The sequence below is a fragment of the [Limnothrix rosea] IAM M-220 genome, assembly GCF_001904615.1.
In the GTDB taxonomy this organism is placed as follows: Bacteria; Cyanobacteriota; Cyanobacteriia; order Cyanobacteriales; family MRBY01; genus MRBY01.
Genome location: NZ_MRBY01000008.1, coordinates 105,651 through 120,363, shown reverse-complemented (window position 1 = coordinate 120,363; position 14,713 = coordinate 105,651). Strand labels below are relative to the sequence as shown.

General features: G+C 44.8%; 13 protein-coding genes and 1 pseudogene. 9 read left to right on the top strand and 5 right to left on the bottom strand.

Annotated elements, in window-relative coordinates; all coding sequences use genetic code 11:
• Positions 1-225 precede the first annotated feature (225 nt).
• The 3 genes and pseudogenes from NIES208_RS05410 to NIES208_RS05400 all read left to right on the top strand — a co-directional run bounded on the left by NIES208_RS05410 (position 226) and on the right by NIES208_RS05400 (position 1,188).
• On the top strand, positions 226-444 hold the full coding sequence (locus tag NIES208_RS05410) for a dienelactone hydrolase family protein (RefSeq protein WP_075890492.1): 219 nt from the start codon (positions 226-228) through the stop codon (positions 442-444).
• Between the two features lie 129 nt (positions 445-573).
• A pseudogene (locus NIES208_RS19895) lies at positions 574-747 on the top strand (type II toxin-antitoxin system HigB family toxin); the annotation flags it as partial.
• 45 nt (positions 748-792) lie between these two features.
• Positions 793-1,188: a helix-turn-helix domain-containing protein gene (locus tag NIES208_RS05400; protein ID WP_075890490.1), complete on the top strand. Its 396-nt coding sequence runs from the start codon at positions 793-795 to the stop codon at positions 1,186-1,188.
• Between the two features lie 16 nt (positions 1,189-1,204).
• Here NIES208_RS05400 and mutS read toward each other — a convergent pair whose 3' ends face one another.
• Both mutS and NIES208_RS18880 read right to left on the bottom strand, forming a co-directional pair.
• Entirely contained in the window at positions 1,205-3,862 is a 2,658-nt protein-coding gene (mutS, locus tag NIES208_RS05395) for a DNA mismatch repair protein MutS (RefSeq protein ID WP_075890488.1), read from the bottom strand.
• A gap of 35 nt (positions 3,863-3,897) precedes the next feature.
• Positions 3,898-4,059, bottom strand: a complete 162-nt coding sequence (locus tag NIES208_RS18880; protein WP_171971723.1) for a hypothetical protein — start codon at positions 4,057-4,059, stop codon at positions 3,898-3,900.
• A gap of 434 nt (positions 4,060-4,493) precedes the next feature.
• Between NIES208_RS18880 and murJ the strand changes: the two genes are divergently transcribed.
• Together murJ and NIES208_RS05385 are read left to right on the top strand one after the other, a co-directional pair.
• Positions 4,494-6,095 (top strand): murein biosynthesis integral membrane protein MurJ, encoded by a 1,602-nt coding sequence (gene murJ, locus NIES208_RS05390; RefSeq protein ID WP_075890486.1) that lies wholly within the window; start codon positions 4,494-4,496, stop codon positions 6,093-6,095.
• A 241-nt stretch (positions 6,096-6,336) separates the two neighbouring features.
• Positions 6,337-8,034: an AAA-like domain-containing protein gene (locus tag NIES208_RS05385; protein ID WP_084176545.1), complete on the top strand. Its 1,698-nt coding sequence runs from the start codon at positions 6,337-6,339 to the stop codon at positions 8,032-8,034.
• Positions 8,035-8,036: 2 nt separating this feature from the next.
• Here NIES208_RS05385 and NIES208_RS05380 read toward each other — a convergent pair whose 3' ends face one another.
• Positions 8,037-8,477 carry a hypothetical protein gene (locus NIES208_RS05380; RefSeq protein ID WP_075890482.1) on the bottom strand — a complete coding sequence of 147 codons (441 nt, stop codon included), beginning with the start codon at positions 8,475-8,477 and terminating at the stop codon, positions 8,037-8,039.
• 30 nt (positions 8,478-8,507) lie between these two features.
• Positions 8,508-9,386 (bottom strand): carbohydrate ABC transporter permease, encoded by an 879-nt coding sequence (locus NIES208_RS05375; RefSeq protein ID WP_075890480.1) that lies wholly within the window; start codon positions 9,384-9,386, stop codon positions 8,508-8,510.
• A gap of 191 nt (positions 9,387-9,577) precedes the next feature.
• Between NIES208_RS05375 and NIES208_RS05370 the strand changes: the two genes are divergently transcribed.
• The 4 genes from NIES208_RS05370 to NIES208_RS05355 all read left to right on the top strand — a co-directional run bounded on the left by NIES208_RS05370 (position 9,578) and on the right by NIES208_RS05355 (position 13,598).
• Entirely contained in the window at positions 9,578-10,234 is a 657-nt protein-coding gene (locus NIES208_RS05370; protein WP_075890478.1) for an acyl carrier protein phosphodiesterase, read from the top strand.
• 603 nt (positions 10,235-10,837) lie between these two features.
• On the top strand, positions 10,838-11,863 hold the full coding sequence (locus NIES208_RS05365; RefSeq protein WP_075890476.1) for a chlorophyll a/b binding light-harvesting protein: 1,026 nt from the start codon (positions 10,838-10,840) through the stop codon (positions 11,861-11,863).
• 225 nt (positions 11,864-12,088) lie between these two features.
• Positions 12,089-12,601, top strand: coding sequence for a flavodoxin FldA (gene fldA / locus NIES208_RS05360; RefSeq protein WP_075890516.1), 513 nt, complete (start codon positions 12,089-12,091; stop codon positions 12,599-12,601).
• Between the two features lie 244 nt (positions 12,602-12,845).
• A complete protein-coding gene (locus NIES208_RS05355; protein WP_084176544.1) occupies positions 12,846-13,598 on the top strand; it encodes an alpha/beta fold hydrolase in 753 nt (250 codons plus the stop codon).
• Here NIES208_RS05355 and NIES208_RS05350 read toward each other — a convergent pair.
• The gene (locus NIES208_RS05350; protein WP_075890474.1) at positions 13,595-14,698 is read right to left on the bottom strand and encodes a saccharopine dehydrogenase family protein; all 1,104 of its coding nucleotides are present in this window, start codon (positions 14,696-14,698) and stop codon (positions 13,595-13,597) included. The two genes, NIES208_RS05355 and NIES208_RS05350, sit on opposite strands and share 4 nt — an antisense overlap.
• Positions 14,699-14,713: the final 15 nt, after the last annotated feature.

Here is a 14,713-nt window from a genome sequence, read left to right as displayed (position 1 = left end):
AAGATGAAACGATATCAAGCTGGCTTAGACAATAATTTTTTGCTGAAGATCCTTGCTGATTCGGGCATATTTTGACCTCTTTTTTTGATGCGATTACCCTGAAGTTTTTCGCGCTTTGGTTCGGATGAATAAGAGGCGACTGAAGCAATGGGTTGGCGATCGCCCCCTAATTGCAACAAAGATTATTTGCAGGCTTAGAAGTCGCACGAATTGGAGCTGATCCAGATGGATTTGAGTCTCCATGGCACTACCGACCCTACATCTGAAATGAATGAAGTTGCGGCGATCGCCAATGACCTAACAGAGACTAGAGTAACTTTTGATATGGAGCTTTACGGCAATGTTCGCCATACCCTTACATCTTGGGGAGTAAATGATTATGACCCAAAAACCGATACCCAATCTTACGATGAACTACTTACATTTCCAGAGCGTCTTTTCTAGAAAACAACAATTATCAATACCTCAATATAAAACTTGAGATTGGCACTTCTTCGCAAAATGCCAAGATACAGACATCAACAACAAATGCAATAAACACCTAAAAAGTTTGAGAGTCCCAGCTTAGCTGACTTACGCAAAGTATTTAGAAGTGCAGATCAAGCTAAGAACTTTACAGCCTTCAATATCGGAGGAAACAAGTTTCAATTAATCGCTTATGTAGACTATGAATCCCAGAAGGTTTTTCTTCGTTATGTTCTTTTGCACAAAGATTATGACAAAAATAAATGGAAAGAAGATTCTTAGTTTAAATAAGGGTTAGATAGTCATTGTTAAAAAAATAGAGCTTCTATGTCAGTTCTGGAATCACCAAAATATATAGAACTTATTACGAGTTTTCCGCCGCGTCCGATTAAATCGGAAGCTGATTATGATGCTGTGCAAAATGTTATCGACGATCTTCTTGATAATGAACAGATAACACCAGACATTCAAGATTATTTGAATATACTTAGTCTTCTTATCCAAGAGTATGAAAAGCAGGCTGTTTCTATTCCCAATATTTCTGGATTAGAGTTACTCAAGGGTTTGATAGAAGAGTGGAATTTGAAACAAAAGGATTTAGTTCCAATTTTCAAAACAGAATCTATCGTTTCAGATGTATTGAATGAAAAAAGAAAGTTCACGGTAGAGCATCTAGAAAAGTTAGGAGAGTTTTTCAATATTTCTCCAGCGGCTTTTCTTTAATTTTACTTTTGAAAGTTTAGAAATTAAAAATATCTAGCTGCTCGGAAGCTTTATTTACATCATATTTACCATTACTGGTGACTTGTTCTTTAAATTTGACACCTTTCCGTAAACCGACGGCAATTTTACTGTGTTTTTCGATTTGGGTCATGACCTGTTTGGCACGGGTAATGACGCTTGTTGGTAATCCCGCTAATCGTCCTGCTTCAATGCCGTAGGATTTGTCGGCACCGCCGGGCTGAACTTTGTGCAAAAAGATGATTTCTTCGGGTAGTTCTTTGACGGTTACTTGGAAGTTGGCAACGTTTAAAAGGATTGAAGCTAGTTCGTTTAATTCGTGATAATGGGTGGCAAAAATCGTTTTTGCTTTTATTTCGGTGGCGATATGTTCTGCCACAGCCCAAGCAATGGAAAGTCCGTCAAAAGTTGCCGTGCCTCGACCAATTTCATCGAGCAAAATTAAAGATTTTTCAGTGGCGTGATTGAGAATATTTGCTGTTTCATTCATCTCCACCATAAATGTGGATTGGCCGGTGGCGAGATCATCTACTGCACCCACCCGCGTAAAAATGCGATCGCAGATCGGGATAGTTGCAGATTTGGCGGGAATGAAACTGCCCACTTGAGCCATGAGCTGAATCAATCCGGTTTGGCGGAGATAGCAACTTTTACCGCTGGCGTTGGGGCCTGTGAGAATAATAAGGTCAGGGTTTTTGATGTTTTTGGCTTTGCCGAGATTGGTTGAGTTGGCGACAAATAAACCCATGCCTAAAGACTTTTCGACGACGGGGTGACGACCTTCTTCAATTTCTAGACACTTAGTTTTGCCAATCTTTGGGCGACAATAGCCTTGATAAACGGCGGTTTCAGCGAAGGCAGCTAAGACATCAATGGCGGCGATCGCCCCGGCAGCGGCACGGATGGTGTCGGTATGTTCGGCGACGGTGGATCTCAACTCTGTAAAGATTTCATATTCGAGCTTGCAGATATCGTCTTTGGCAGTGAGGATGCGGCTTTCGCGCTCTTTGAGTTCCGGCGTAATGTAGCGTTCCTCGTTGCTGAGGGTTTGTTTGCGCAGATATTCTTCGGGAGCCTGAGCCGACTGGGAGCGGGGCATACTGATATAGTAGCCAAAGGTCTTGTTATAACCGACTTTCAGCTTTGCAACTCCCGTCCGTTCCCGCTCTGTAATTTCGAGGTTGGCGAGCCATTCCCGGTCTTCCACTTGGCTCCGACGCAAATGATCCAGCTCTTCATCGACACCATTTTTGATAATGCCACCGTCTTTAATATGGATGGGCGGTGAATCGACCAAGTGAGCTAAAACGTGTTTGCCCAATTTATCGAGGTCAGGCGGGAAATTTTGTACCGCTTGCAAATAGGGGGATTCGGCATTTTCTACAATCTCGGCGAGGTAGGATAATTTCGTCAGAGATTCCGCCAAGGCATATAGATCACGGGCGTTTGCACTTCCAGATCCAATGCGTCCTGCAATGCGCTCCAAGTCATAAATTTGCTTTAAAACATGGCGCACATCCTGCCGTAGATTTGTATTCTCGACTAACTCATCCACTGTGTCGAAACGCTCGGCGATCGCCTCTGGATCGAGTAATGGTTGCAATAGCCAGCGCCGCAATGCCCGACCGCCCATATTGGTATTGGTGACATCCAGCGCCCACAATAACGAACCGTAAAGGCTTCCATCACGGATGGTTTGGGTGATTTCGAGGTTACGGCGAGTTTGGTGATCCAACTGCAAATATTCATGGATGCTATAGGTGCGTAGCGTTTCAAAGGGAACCTTGTAGGCTTGCTGCGTTTCCTCTACATAAGCTAAAAGTCCCCCCGCAGCCCGCACCGCTAACGGCAATTTCTCGCAGCCCATCCCTTCCAATGAAGACCGCTGAAATGTCATCAACAACTTTGGTTTTGCTTCGTTAATGTCAAATTCTCTCGGCGATCGCAGCGCATAACAAAAATCGGAAGGTAGACATTCAGGAAGATGTTGTTTCAGAAGTTTTTGGCGATCGCCGGGACGCATTAACGTTTGGAGATCGGGCGCATCGGTAGGATACAAAATTTCCGAAGGTTGCAAGCGTAACAGCTCAATGGTTAGCGCTTCGAGGTCACTGGCTTGGGTTGTACAAAATTCCCCCGTCGAGATATCCGCATAGGCCAAACCCCAATGTTTGCCCGCCATCACCACCGCTGCTAAATAATTATTTTGCCGCGCCCGCAGCATCCCATCATCGGTCAAAGTCCCCGGCGTAAGCACCTTTTGCACTTCCCGCCGCACCATTCGTTTTTCCGCTTGGGCGATCGCCGCATCCTCCACCTGATCACAAATGACCACGCCATAACCCTTTTCCACCAGCTGCGTACTATAGCGTTCTAGCGCATGGTGAGGCACACCCGTCATCGGCACACGACCAATCCCTTTCCCCGATTCTTTGCTTGTACAAACCAGTTCCAGTTCCCGCGAAACCGTGATCGCATCCAAGAAAAAGCACTCAAAAAAGTCCCCCACCCGATACAACAAAATCGCATTAGGATAAATATCCTTTACCTCTGTGTAATGCTGCATCATCGGTGTCAGGAGAGTCCGGTCTGGCAACTTGCGGTAATCAGCGTTGGGAATTTCGTCTGCGATGGGATTGCGGTTGGATGCAGGCATGAAAAATTTGGTCAGAACTCACAGGAAACAGATATCTATAGTAGCGGTTTACCAGTGTTAGGATTGGCGCAAGCTAAAAATAATTCACTACTTTCGGAAGCGCACCATAACAGATTTATTACAGCGTGCATTTGCGGCGATCGCCCAGCTGCCAAACGAGCAGCAAAATGCCATTGTTTCTCGACTTTTAACTGCATTAGAAGACGAGCTAAGAGTTGGGAATTAACAAGTAATTTACGACATTTAAGATGAGCAATTAATTATTTTAGTTGTGAATTGCCAACATCGGAAAGACGTATACAAATAGTTTTTATAGCAAATGATATTTGGATACAAAAAATTGTCTTTAGCAAGGTCAAAAAAATTTTTTTCTGCTTCTCTACGAGCTTCAGAGCCAAACAAAATGACTTTGTCGAGATTGTCTTGATACAGATCTTGCAGATATTCTTTGAATTTTTGCGTGGTGATTTGAACGATCGCCGACCTTTCTTCCCGATTTATTTTCTGCTAGAAGCCCTTAGGTTAACTCGATCCCCCCTTAAACTTTTCGTCAAACTCGTCGCTAGAAAACAAAATTCTCAAAGCAACCGTTCTAGGCAAAAATAGAGAAGTTTTGTTCTTCGGTACTACTGTGGCTGATTCCCCAAAAAAATCCCGCTCTCTGGCTGGCATTGCAGGCATTGTTGCCCTTGCCACCCTCATTAGTAAAGTTTTTGGTCTGGTCAGAGAACAGGCGATCGCCCGCGCCTTCGGGGTCGGGCCAGTGGTAGATGCCTATGCCTACGCCTACATTATCCCCGGATTTTTGTTGATTTTGCTAGGCGGTATTAATGGCCCCTTCCACAGTGCCTTGGTCAGTGTACTCTCAAAACGCGACCAGAAAGATGCAGCCCCCCTCGTTGAAACCGTCTCAACCATTGTGACCATTGGCCTGTTCTTCGCCGCTGTAGTTCTCGTAATCTTTGCTGGAGTTTTTATTGACTTGCTCGCGCCCGGTCTAGAGGGAGAAGTTCGTAATTTAGCAATTCTCCAACTGCAAATTATGGCTCCGTTGGCGGTGCTAGCAGGTCTCATTGGTATCGGCTTCGGAACCTTAAACGCGTCCGATCAATACTGGCTACCGGGAATTAGTCCACTTTTTTCCAGTCTTAGTATCGTCGTTGGTGTGGGCAGCCTCATTTGGTTGTTTGGGGAACAAGCAGGTGCTCCTGAATATATGCAGATTGGCGGTATTGTCCTTGCCGGTACAACCTTGCTCGGTGCTGTGTTGCAATGGCTGGCGCAATTATTTGCCCAGTGGCAGTCTGGTTTAGGGACATTACGACCGAGGCTAGATCTGGCTATTCCGGGTGTAAAGGATGTCCTCAAGGTGATGATTCCGGCGACCCTGTCCTCCGGGATGCTCCATATTAATGTCTATACGGACATGTTTTTTGCGTCGTATATCGAAAGTGCGGCGGCGGCAATGCGTTATGCCAATTTCATTGTGCTGACACCGCTGGGCATCATCTCAAATATGATTCTCGTGCCGTTATTGCCGGTCTTTTCGCGTTTGGCGGCTCCGGAAAATTGGGACGAACTCAAACAGAGAATTCGCCAAGGTCTATTGCTTTCTGCCTTGTCGATGTTGCCCCTGAGTGCCATTTTTGTTTCCCAGGCACAAACGATTATTCGTATTGTTTATGAATACAATGCTTTTGCTGCCGATGCGACCTTGGTGGTTGCTCCTGTGTTGATGGCCTATGGCTTGGGGATGTTTTTCTATCTTGGTCGCGATATTCTTGTGCGGGTTTTCTATGGCTTGGGGGATGGGGTAACGCCGTCACGCATTAGCTTGATCAATATTTTTGTCAATGCTGTTCTTGACTTTTTCCTCGTCAATGCGTTTAAAACGCCGGGTCTTGTTTTTGCCACGATTGGTGTAAATGTTTTTTCAATGGCGATCATGATCGTGCTCTTGAGTCGGCGTTTAGGGGGTTTGCCTCTTGGTGAGTGGGGTTTGAATTTATTGGGGTTGGTGGGTGCAAGTATTGTGGCAGGCTGTGCGAGTTGGGGGATTTCGCTTGGAGTGGCTTCTCTGAGCTTTGGTAATAATCTTTATATTCAAGGTTTAGAGTTAGTGGTGGCGATCGCCGTGTCTTTGTCAATATTTTTCGGACTAGCAATGCTCCTCAAACTACCCGAACTGGAAATTCTAAAAAATCGCGTCATGGCAAAACTAAAGCGCAGTTAAGAGGGCGACCAGTCACCATCACCATCTTTAGAAAGATACGAGATTATTTGCTACAACTTAAATTGACGAGATGTTGTTCAATCAACAAAATTATATTGGGGTGTTTGCCGATATTTAATGAGTTTTGGGCAAAAGCTTAAATCCAATACTTTGTCTGACTAGCGTCGGTATTGAGTAGTTGCGATCCCTTAATTGCGTTAAAAATAATTGGATTTTCATACAAAATCTTTGGTTGATACCAATGCCAATGTCCATTACCGAAACGAGAGACTATCAACATTATGTTATGCCCCAAGTTGACTATCAGCGTATCGAGGCTGCTCTGTCCCAAGGTGGTGGCTTACTACGCATTCGAGCACCGCAGAAGTTTGGGAAGACTTCTTTTTTGCACTATGTTTTTCAACGGTTTCAGCAGGCCGGCGATCGCCGTATTGTTCTAGATTTACGCAAAGTTGATGTAACGTTATTCGCCACACCAGAAAAGTTTTTGCGGGCATTATGTTTATTCGTAACCCGTAGCCTGGGAGCCACTTCTACCTTAGATGATTATTGGGATGAAGACCTCGGAGCAAAACTCAATTGTTCTTTTTATTTTGAAGAATATCTCCTCGAAATTATTGAGGGCGATCGCCTCATCCTCGTCATCGAAAACCTCGACTGTCTCTTTGGCTACGGCAACACCGCACGGGAAGTTTTACCCCTATTTCGCTCTTGGTACGAAGAAGCCCGCCGTACACCTGCATGGTCAAAACTAAATTTAGTCGTGACCTATGCCACCGAAATTTACATTACCCTCAATGTGCAGCAATCACCTTTTAATGTGGGCTTACCCATTACCCTGAGGGGATTTAATGCAGCAGAAATCACCGAATTAGCCCACCGCTACGGTTTGTCATGGACAACAAAAACTGCTCAATATATTAGTGAAATGCTAGGGGGACATCCCCACCTGATCAGCTTAACCTTAGAGCATTTTTCCCGGCAAATTAATCGAACCTTGGAGTCTGATCACCAAAACTGGCAAGAGACAATACAAAATTATTTTGAAGCGGTTCTCCATCGTGAAAGTATTTATCGCGCCCACTTTTCGCGTCTATGGCAGATCTTTAGTCGGTATCCAGAATTATTTGGGGCATTATGTCAGCTTGTTAACGCCGTAGAGCCAGTCCAATTACCTGCCATTATTGCCTACAAATTAGAATATTTAGGTTTGGTAGAACGTGATGGTAGTCGTGTCACTTTGTGCGGTGAATTGTACCGTAATTATTTCCAAGCACAAATAACAGAACTCGAACAACTCACCACAAATAGGAGTGTGGCAAATTTGCAGGCGAGCCTTGATCGAGAACGATTACAAAAGCTTGAAAAGGAAAATTTTGAGTTGCGCAGTTTGGCAGAACGCGACGCTCTAACGCAGCTTTACAATCGCCGTAGTTTTGATGCTATTTTTGAGGCTCGATGGCATATGGCCCAAACGAATGATCAGGCCTTAGTGTTGTTGGTGTGTGATATTGATTTTTTCAAGCAATGTAATGATACCTATGGTCATACAACGGGTGATTATGTCTTGGTTCAGGTGGCGCAGGTGCTGTTGCAAATAAAGAGTGATTTTTTTGACTGTGTTGCCCGTTATGGTGGTGAGGAGTTTGTGCTATTGCGGTTAGTGCAGGATCCAGCGGAGGCGATCGCCCTAGGGGAAAAAATTCGTCTCAAGGTGGCAGCCCTCGATCTAACGGTTGTGAATAATGAGCTTTTATCACCACCCCTAAAGCTAACGATGAGTGTCGGGGGAGCCCTGTGGAGGCCTAAGGTTGGAGAGGAACGCCAAATGCTTTTTCAAAAAGCTGATGAGATGCTCTATCAAGCGAAACAAGCTGGACGTAATCGTGTGTGTTGGCATATTGAAGAAATGGCGGCGATCGCCTCTTCCTTTGACTGATTTTATTTGCTTTTTTTAGATATGATCTTACCCCTGATTTCTCTAACGTTTTGCCTATAAATTTCACCGATCACACCTTGATATGACCAGGATTGGTGGAGAAAATATAACGCCAGTGCAATGGTATAAAGGTATTGTTTTAGAGCTATGGCGCGGTCTAAAATTACGGCGGGAATTAAAGTTGAAAGCGTGGTGGCGTGGGGCGGCAGATATTTCGTTATTGCAAAATTTAAGTTATTTTGTGGAGCGGGAAATTTTAGGGCGTATTGATAATCAAAATATGGCAGATGGATGCCATGTGCGCCTTGGATACCTTCACCTATGCCTGTGACTGGGCAAAGGATTATTTGGCGATCTCCCCTGATACCGCAGATCTTTGTACCAACTAAGATTTTCTCCTCGCCTTTTTTACTGAAAACTGCCCCAACATCAAAGATTGGCACAATAATGACCTAGAAATCCTTTGAAACCCTTTAAAGAGGTTGATTCGTTTGGCGAGAGAGATAGAGATTAAAAATTGACAAAATAAAAATAATTAAAAACAACACCAAGCCAATCGTGCAAGCATAGCTAATCTCTAAATTTTGAAAAGCCTGTTCGTAGAGATAATAAACAACGGTTTTAGATGAATTTAACGGGCCACCTTGGGTCATTACAAAAATTTCCTCAAAGACCTTTGTGGCCGAAATGGCTGAAATCACTGACACCAACAAAATATAAGGGCGCATCAGAGGCACCGTAATATCAAAATGTTTGCGCCAACCGTCGGAGCCATCGAGGGATGCCGCTTCGTAGAGCTCCGGTGAAATGCCCTGTAACCCCGCCAGATAAATCACCATATAGTAGCCCAAGCCTTTCCAAATGGTCACGAGCATCACGCTCCAAATGGCTAGTTTTGGGTCGGTCAGCCACGGAATACCGTCGCCCAATCCCAATTGTTTAATGAGCTGATTCAGGAAGCCGTTGGAAGCATAGAGCGCCTTCCAGGCAATGCCCGCCACGACTAAGGACACAATTACTGGGGTGTAGTAGGCGGCTCGAAACCAAGTAATGCCACGTAGTTTTTGATTAACGGCGATCGCCAAACCGAGGGATAAGCTCACCAATAGAGGGACAACGCCAATGAGATAGAGGACTGTATTGCCGAGGGTTTTCCAGAAAAGTGGGTCTTTAAACAAACGCGAAAAATTCTGAAAACCAACCCAGGTCGGTGCTGCGGTCAAATCATATTGGTATTCTGTGAAACTTAAATAAAACGCCTGCACAGCGGGGAAAGCAACGGTTAACCCCAAAACCAATAACGCTGGCAATAAAAATAAGTAAGGCGTGGCAAAGGAAAACTTTGACTTCATGGTTTGCCAAATCAGAACAATGGTGATGAGTCATTGTAAAACGTCCGGCGATCGCCCATCCCCTTACCCAGCACAGCAACCCAAAAATATAAACTCGAAAATATAAATATATATCCAGCATCTGCCACCAAAAAAACAAAAGACCGACACACTAAAAAGATGTGCTTTCTTTGAGGTCAGATAACCACACCATGAATTTACTTGCACACTTACACGTGGGCGATCGCCTCTCTCCCGTCGCCTCAGCCGGAAATCTAGCCGCCGACCTTTGTCGTAACCCTAGCTGTCCCGAATATCGCAGAGGCATGGAATTCCATCAAAAAATCGATACCTTTACCGATACCCACCCCGTTGTTTTAGCCTCACGCAAACTATTTCCGGGGCAATTGAGACGTTTTTCCGCCGTCATCCTAGACCTTGTTTTTGACCACTGTCTGTCCCAATCTTGGGAGAAATGGCATCATACAAATTCCCGAGAAGAATTTATTGAGTCTCGCCTAACGCAGATTTTGCAAGTTTCAAACCAGTTGCCGACAAACGCGGCCGAGATGATTCATCACATGCAACAAAGTAGATTATTACATCGTTACTCAGAGCTAGAAGGCGTGGCATTTTCCATCCGTCGTATCGTCGTGCGCCGCCCAAAATTTGCCCCCATGCTTGAGGCCATCCCCTTGCTGGAATCCAAATACCAGTTAGTCAACGAAACCTTTCAGACCTTTTACCCAGAACTTTTAGCCCACACCACCCCGCCGCCACACCACCAAAATGAAATCCCCCAAAACCAAATCCCCAGAAAACCACTCCAGCAACAATGCCCCTTGACCCCGGCATCGCACATCATGTGAGGCGATCGCCACCCCCGCCACAAACCAGAACTGTCCCAAAACCCCGAAATCACAAAATAAAGTCAGTTAGTCACCTGTAAATTGACCATTTTAATGATTTTTAATTGACAATGCCCTCCTCTGCAGCAGCCCCACCAACTAACTTATCTTCCTTTCAAAAAGAGACAGCAAAGCCAGAGAGAGCCTCAGTAAACCACTTCAGACAATAACGCAATTATTTTTTGCCAGACCAATCGCGACACCTCCCCACACCCCAAACAACTCCCCACCGAACATCACACCCCCTCCAATCACCTTTATTAACAAAGAAAGTCAAAAAGCATCCCGAAAACCAGTCCCCACAAAATAAGAATTACTATCAATAAAACAAAACAAAAAATAAATCCCCTTGCCCAAACCAAGAAAACCCACAAAGCAAGCTCACCTAAAACCGATAAAAAACCACAAAAAAGCCTCCGAAGCCAACAAAACAACCACCAAAATCTTTTTGTTACATAACTTAACTTGATCTTATTGCAAATCTTTGTAGAATAGCTCCAGAACGATTATTGCAAAAGATAGTCAATAAAAAACGATGTCGAGTTTACTCGTAAGCTTATAACCATGCAGACCTATGACAACCCAGACGTTCAATACAAATGGTGGGCAGGAAATGCCCGATTCGTAGACTTGTCTGGCAAATTTATTGGCGCACACGTTGCCCATACTGCACTTATCGTATTTTGGGCAGGAGCCTTTACACTCTTCGAGATTTCTTCCTTCGATCCCACCATTGCCATGGGCGAACAAAATCTCATTTTGTTACCACACCTAGCCACACTAGGATTCGGTATCAGCCAAGACGGGACAATTAACACCTATCCCTATTTCGTGATCGGAGCAATCCACCTGATTGCTTCTGCCGTACTCGGCGCAGGGGGACTGTTCCATACCCTCAAAGCACCAGAAGATCTCAAAACCACAGATGGAACCGCAAAAAAATTCCATTTCGAGTGGGAAGACCCCAAACAGCTGGGTATGATTCTCGGTCATCACTTGCTCCTATTGGGATTTGGAGCATTACTCTTCGTTGCAAAAGCAATGTATTTCGGTGGGTTGTATGACGCTGCAACCGAAACTGTGCGAGTTGTCACCGAACCAACATTAAGCCCTGCAACCATTTATGGTTACCAAACTCACTTTGCAACCGTAGATAACCTCGAAGATATCGTTGGTGGCCACATTTACGTTGGCGCATTGCTCATTGGCGGTGGCATCTGGCACATTATTGTTCCTCCACTAAGTTGGGCGAGAAAATTACTTCTCTTTTCTGGCGAGGCAATCCTGTCCTATTCCCTTGGTGGCATTGCCCTTGCTGGTTTCGTTGCAGCATACTTCTGCGCCGTCAATACAGCAGCCTATCCCGTTGAATTTTATGGACCAGTCCTAGATGTGAAATTAAGCATTGTTCCTTACTTTGCTGACACCGTTGATCTCGGGCTAAATCATCATACTTCGCGGGCATGGTTAGCAAATATGCATTTCTTCTTTGCTTTTTTCTTCCTCCAGGGTCATCTTTGGCACGCCCTAAGAGCGATGGGTTTTGACTTCCGCCGCGTGGAGCAAGCCCTCTCTACTGCTGATGCTTAAGTTTTAGACATTGACTTAGACATTGGTTTGATTTTCCTCCTACAAGAAAGTTTCTTCTCTCAACGACAATTGGGTTCCTTCTAGTGATTTGGAACCCTTTTTTTCTTCGTTCACTGTGCCAAATTAAAAAAAAGAAGGTTGGAATTTTATTTTAGAGAAGAATTAAAACCAGAAATTTCAAGTTATTTTTCCTCTGAATTTATACTCACTTTAACGGAATTTATCATGGCAAAAATTGGTCTATTTTTTGGTACTCAAACAGGTAATACTGAAGAGATTGCGGAAGCGATCCAAGCGGCATTAGGTGGTGCGGATGTGGTTGATGTGTTTGATGTAGCGGACATTGAAACAGATATTTTTGACAGCTATGAATATTTAATTATTGGTTGTCCGACATGGGATATTGGGGAACTACAGTCTGATTGGGACGGACTATATGAAGATCTCGATAATGTTGATTTTAGTGGTAAAACAGTGGCGTATTTTGGCGCTGGTGATCAGATTGGCTACAGTGATAATTTCCAAGATGCGATGGGCTTGTTAGAGGCGAAAATTTCTAGTCTTGGTGGTAAAACAGTGGGTCATTGGTCTACTGAGGGCTATGAGCATGCTGCTTCTAAAGCGGATCGTGGTGGTCAGTTTGTTGGGTTAGCTTTGGATGAAGATAATCAATCTGAAATGACGGCTGACCGCATCTCTACGTGGGTCACTCAAATTAAGCCGGCATTCGGGCTTTAGGGTTTAAGGTTTCCTCATGCGTGAGGGGTCGCAATGTTGGCTCCTCATTTCTTATTTTCAAGTGGTCTGTTTTGGCTATGGAGATTGATGGGTAGGATTTTTTTTGTTTGCTTCTATGGAGTCATTTCTGGATATTTTCACTAATCTAGATCGTGGGATTAATGGAGGATTGTTTGGTGAAGAAGTGACAAGTTTAGATGTATAAAATTTTAGGTTTATTAAATTAGTTTCAGGTTTATTTTTGATGGTAGATAAGTTTTCTTTGTTGGATGAGATGGATATTCTCTGGATTAATGTGAGTCCGGCTTTAAAGGTTTTTAATCAGCCTGTTTTGCATGAGTTGTCAAGGGTTTATCGGGTTGGGACTTGGGATTATACGCAGTCTTTGGATGAGGGGGTTTCTCTGGATGGGGCGATTCGGCTACTTCATCGGTATTTGAGTCAAAGTGATCGCCCGATGCATTTGATGGGTCATGGTGCGGGTGGGTTGTTGGCGCTGTTGTACGCTTACAATTATCCGAAAAAAGTTAAGTCTTTAACGTTATTTGCGGTTGGTGTGTATCCGGCGATTGATTGGCAGGCGCATTATTATGCTCAACTGAGGTTGTTGCCTTGTCCGCGCCAGGTACTGTTAAAGCAGACGGTTTACAATTTATTTGGGCTCCAAAGTAATGAGACGGTTCGGTATCTGATGGGGCTTTTAGAGGATGATTTGCAGATGGCTTTGTCGGTGCATACGCTCTATCAGACTTTGAGGTTAACTCCGAAGGCTGTGGCGATGCCCTTGATGGTTTGCAGTGGTGAAAATGATGTGGTGATTGACCCCCAGTTGCACAGGGATTGGCGACCTTGGATGAAGTCTACGGATTGTTTGTGGCAATGTCCGGGGGGGAGATATTTTTTCCATTATTTTCATCCGCAAAAGACGGCTGAGGCGGCGATTGAGTTTATTGCGCGGCAGGGGGTTTCTGATTTTTTCTCTGTGTCTGCTTCCTAGGGGTTTGGCTGGGTGTTGAGGGTGATGGACATGTTGCGTTTTTTGGCTAATTTTAGAAATAGGGGGCTGGGGATAATCTGTTCGACTGGATAGAATCCTTTTTTCTTGAGTTGGTCAGTCAAGAGTAGTTCGGCGATTAGGCCGACTCCCTGTCCGGCGGCGATCGCCGTATGTTCATGGACAAAGTCAATGGTTATTTTTTGGGATTTACCATCTTTTGTGCCTGTGACTATTGCCCGCATGGCCACGCCAACACCCGTGAGGCGATCGCTCACTTGGGTCATGCCATAGCTGATTTTTGATAAACCTTTAATGACTTGCGTCTTTTTAAGCATGCCAGCCGGAAGCAAAGTCATCGCCCGGGTGAGCTGATTGTAAATATGGGGAATTGAGCCAAACTTTGTGATGACCGTCTGCACGGGAAACGACTCTTGAAACGTAAAAGTTTCTGCCACATCGAACCAATAGACCGTTGCTTGACCAATGGGCGCAGCAAAATGAATTTTTTCGGGTTCGGAATAGGGCTGTTTTTTGACCCATTGCCCATCTTGCCACACAGAAAATGGCTCTAATAATCCAAGGAAAGTTGTCGTCATCACCGTTTCCCCAGCCCCGCCGGAACCCGCTACGCCATAATACAGTTCAATTTTTTCCGGCTGGTCTAATTGCTCTACGCCAAGACGCACCATGCTATTGGAAATCCCCGGAAACACGCCGGCATTGCAAATTGCCGTAATCCCTGCCTTTTCGACTTCTATTGTGAGAGGCTTGATTTTTTCGTAGAGGCAACGGTGATCACTCACATCGATATAATTTTTTCCCTCAGCAATACAAGCTTTTAAAACGCGTCCGTCCCGGCGGTGAAAGGGCCCCGCACAATGAATGACTAAATCATGCTCGGCGATCGCCTGCTGCAATTTATCTTGCCAATCCAGATCAAGCCGCAAAAAACTCACATTTTCCCTTGCCAAGCAAGAAGGGTGAGACACTGCATGCCTACCTGTCACCGTAATCGCCATAGATCCTTGTTCCAAAAGATCCGCCGCAACCCGCTGACCAATCTGTCCAGTTCCACCTAAGATTAAGATTTTTTGTGCCATTACGTCGCTCCGACT

Coding starts and splice junctions, on each gene's coding strand:
- NIES208_RS05355 (WP_084176544.1), top strand. CDS start 12,846: ATGGTAGATAAGTTTTCTTTGTTGGATGAGATGGATATTCTCTGGATT.
- NIES208_RS05365 (WP_075890476.1), top strand. CDS start 10,838: ATGCAGACCTATGACAACCCAGACGTTCAATACAAATGGTGGGCAGGA.
- NIES208_RS05375 (WP_075890480.1), bottom strand. CDS start 9,386: ATGAAGTCAAAGTTTTCCTTTGCCACGCCTTACTTATTTTTATTGCCA.
- NIES208_RS05410 (WP_075890492.1), top strand. CDS start 226: ATGGATTTGAGTCTCCATGGCACTACCGACCCTACATCTGAAATGAAT.
- NIES208_RS05385 (WP_084176545.1), top strand. CDS start 6,337: ATGCCAATGTCCATTACCGAAACGAGAGACTATCAACATTATGTTATG.
- NIES208_RS18880 (WP_171971723.1), bottom strand. CDS start 4,059: ATGCAGTTAAAAGTCGAGAAACAATGGCATTTTGCTGCTCGTTTGGCA.
- NIES208_RS05400 (WP_075890490.1), top strand. CDS start 793: ATGTCAGTTCTGGAATCACCAAAATATATAGAACTTATTACGAGTTTT.
- NIES208_RS05370 (WP_075890478.1), top strand. CDS start 9,578: ATGAATTTACTTGCACACTTACACGTGGGCGATCGCCTCTCTCCCGTC.
- mutS (WP_075890488.1), bottom strand. CDS start 3,862: ATGCCTGCATCCAACCGCAATCCCATCGCAGACGAAATTCCCAACGCT.
- fldA (WP_075890516.1), top strand. CDS start 12,089: ATGGCAAAAATTGGTCTATTTTTTGGTACTCAAACAGGTAATACTGAA.
- NIES208_RS05350 (WP_075890474.1), bottom strand. CDS start 14,698: ATGGCACAAAAAATCTTAATCTTAGGTGGAACTGGACAGATTGGTCAG.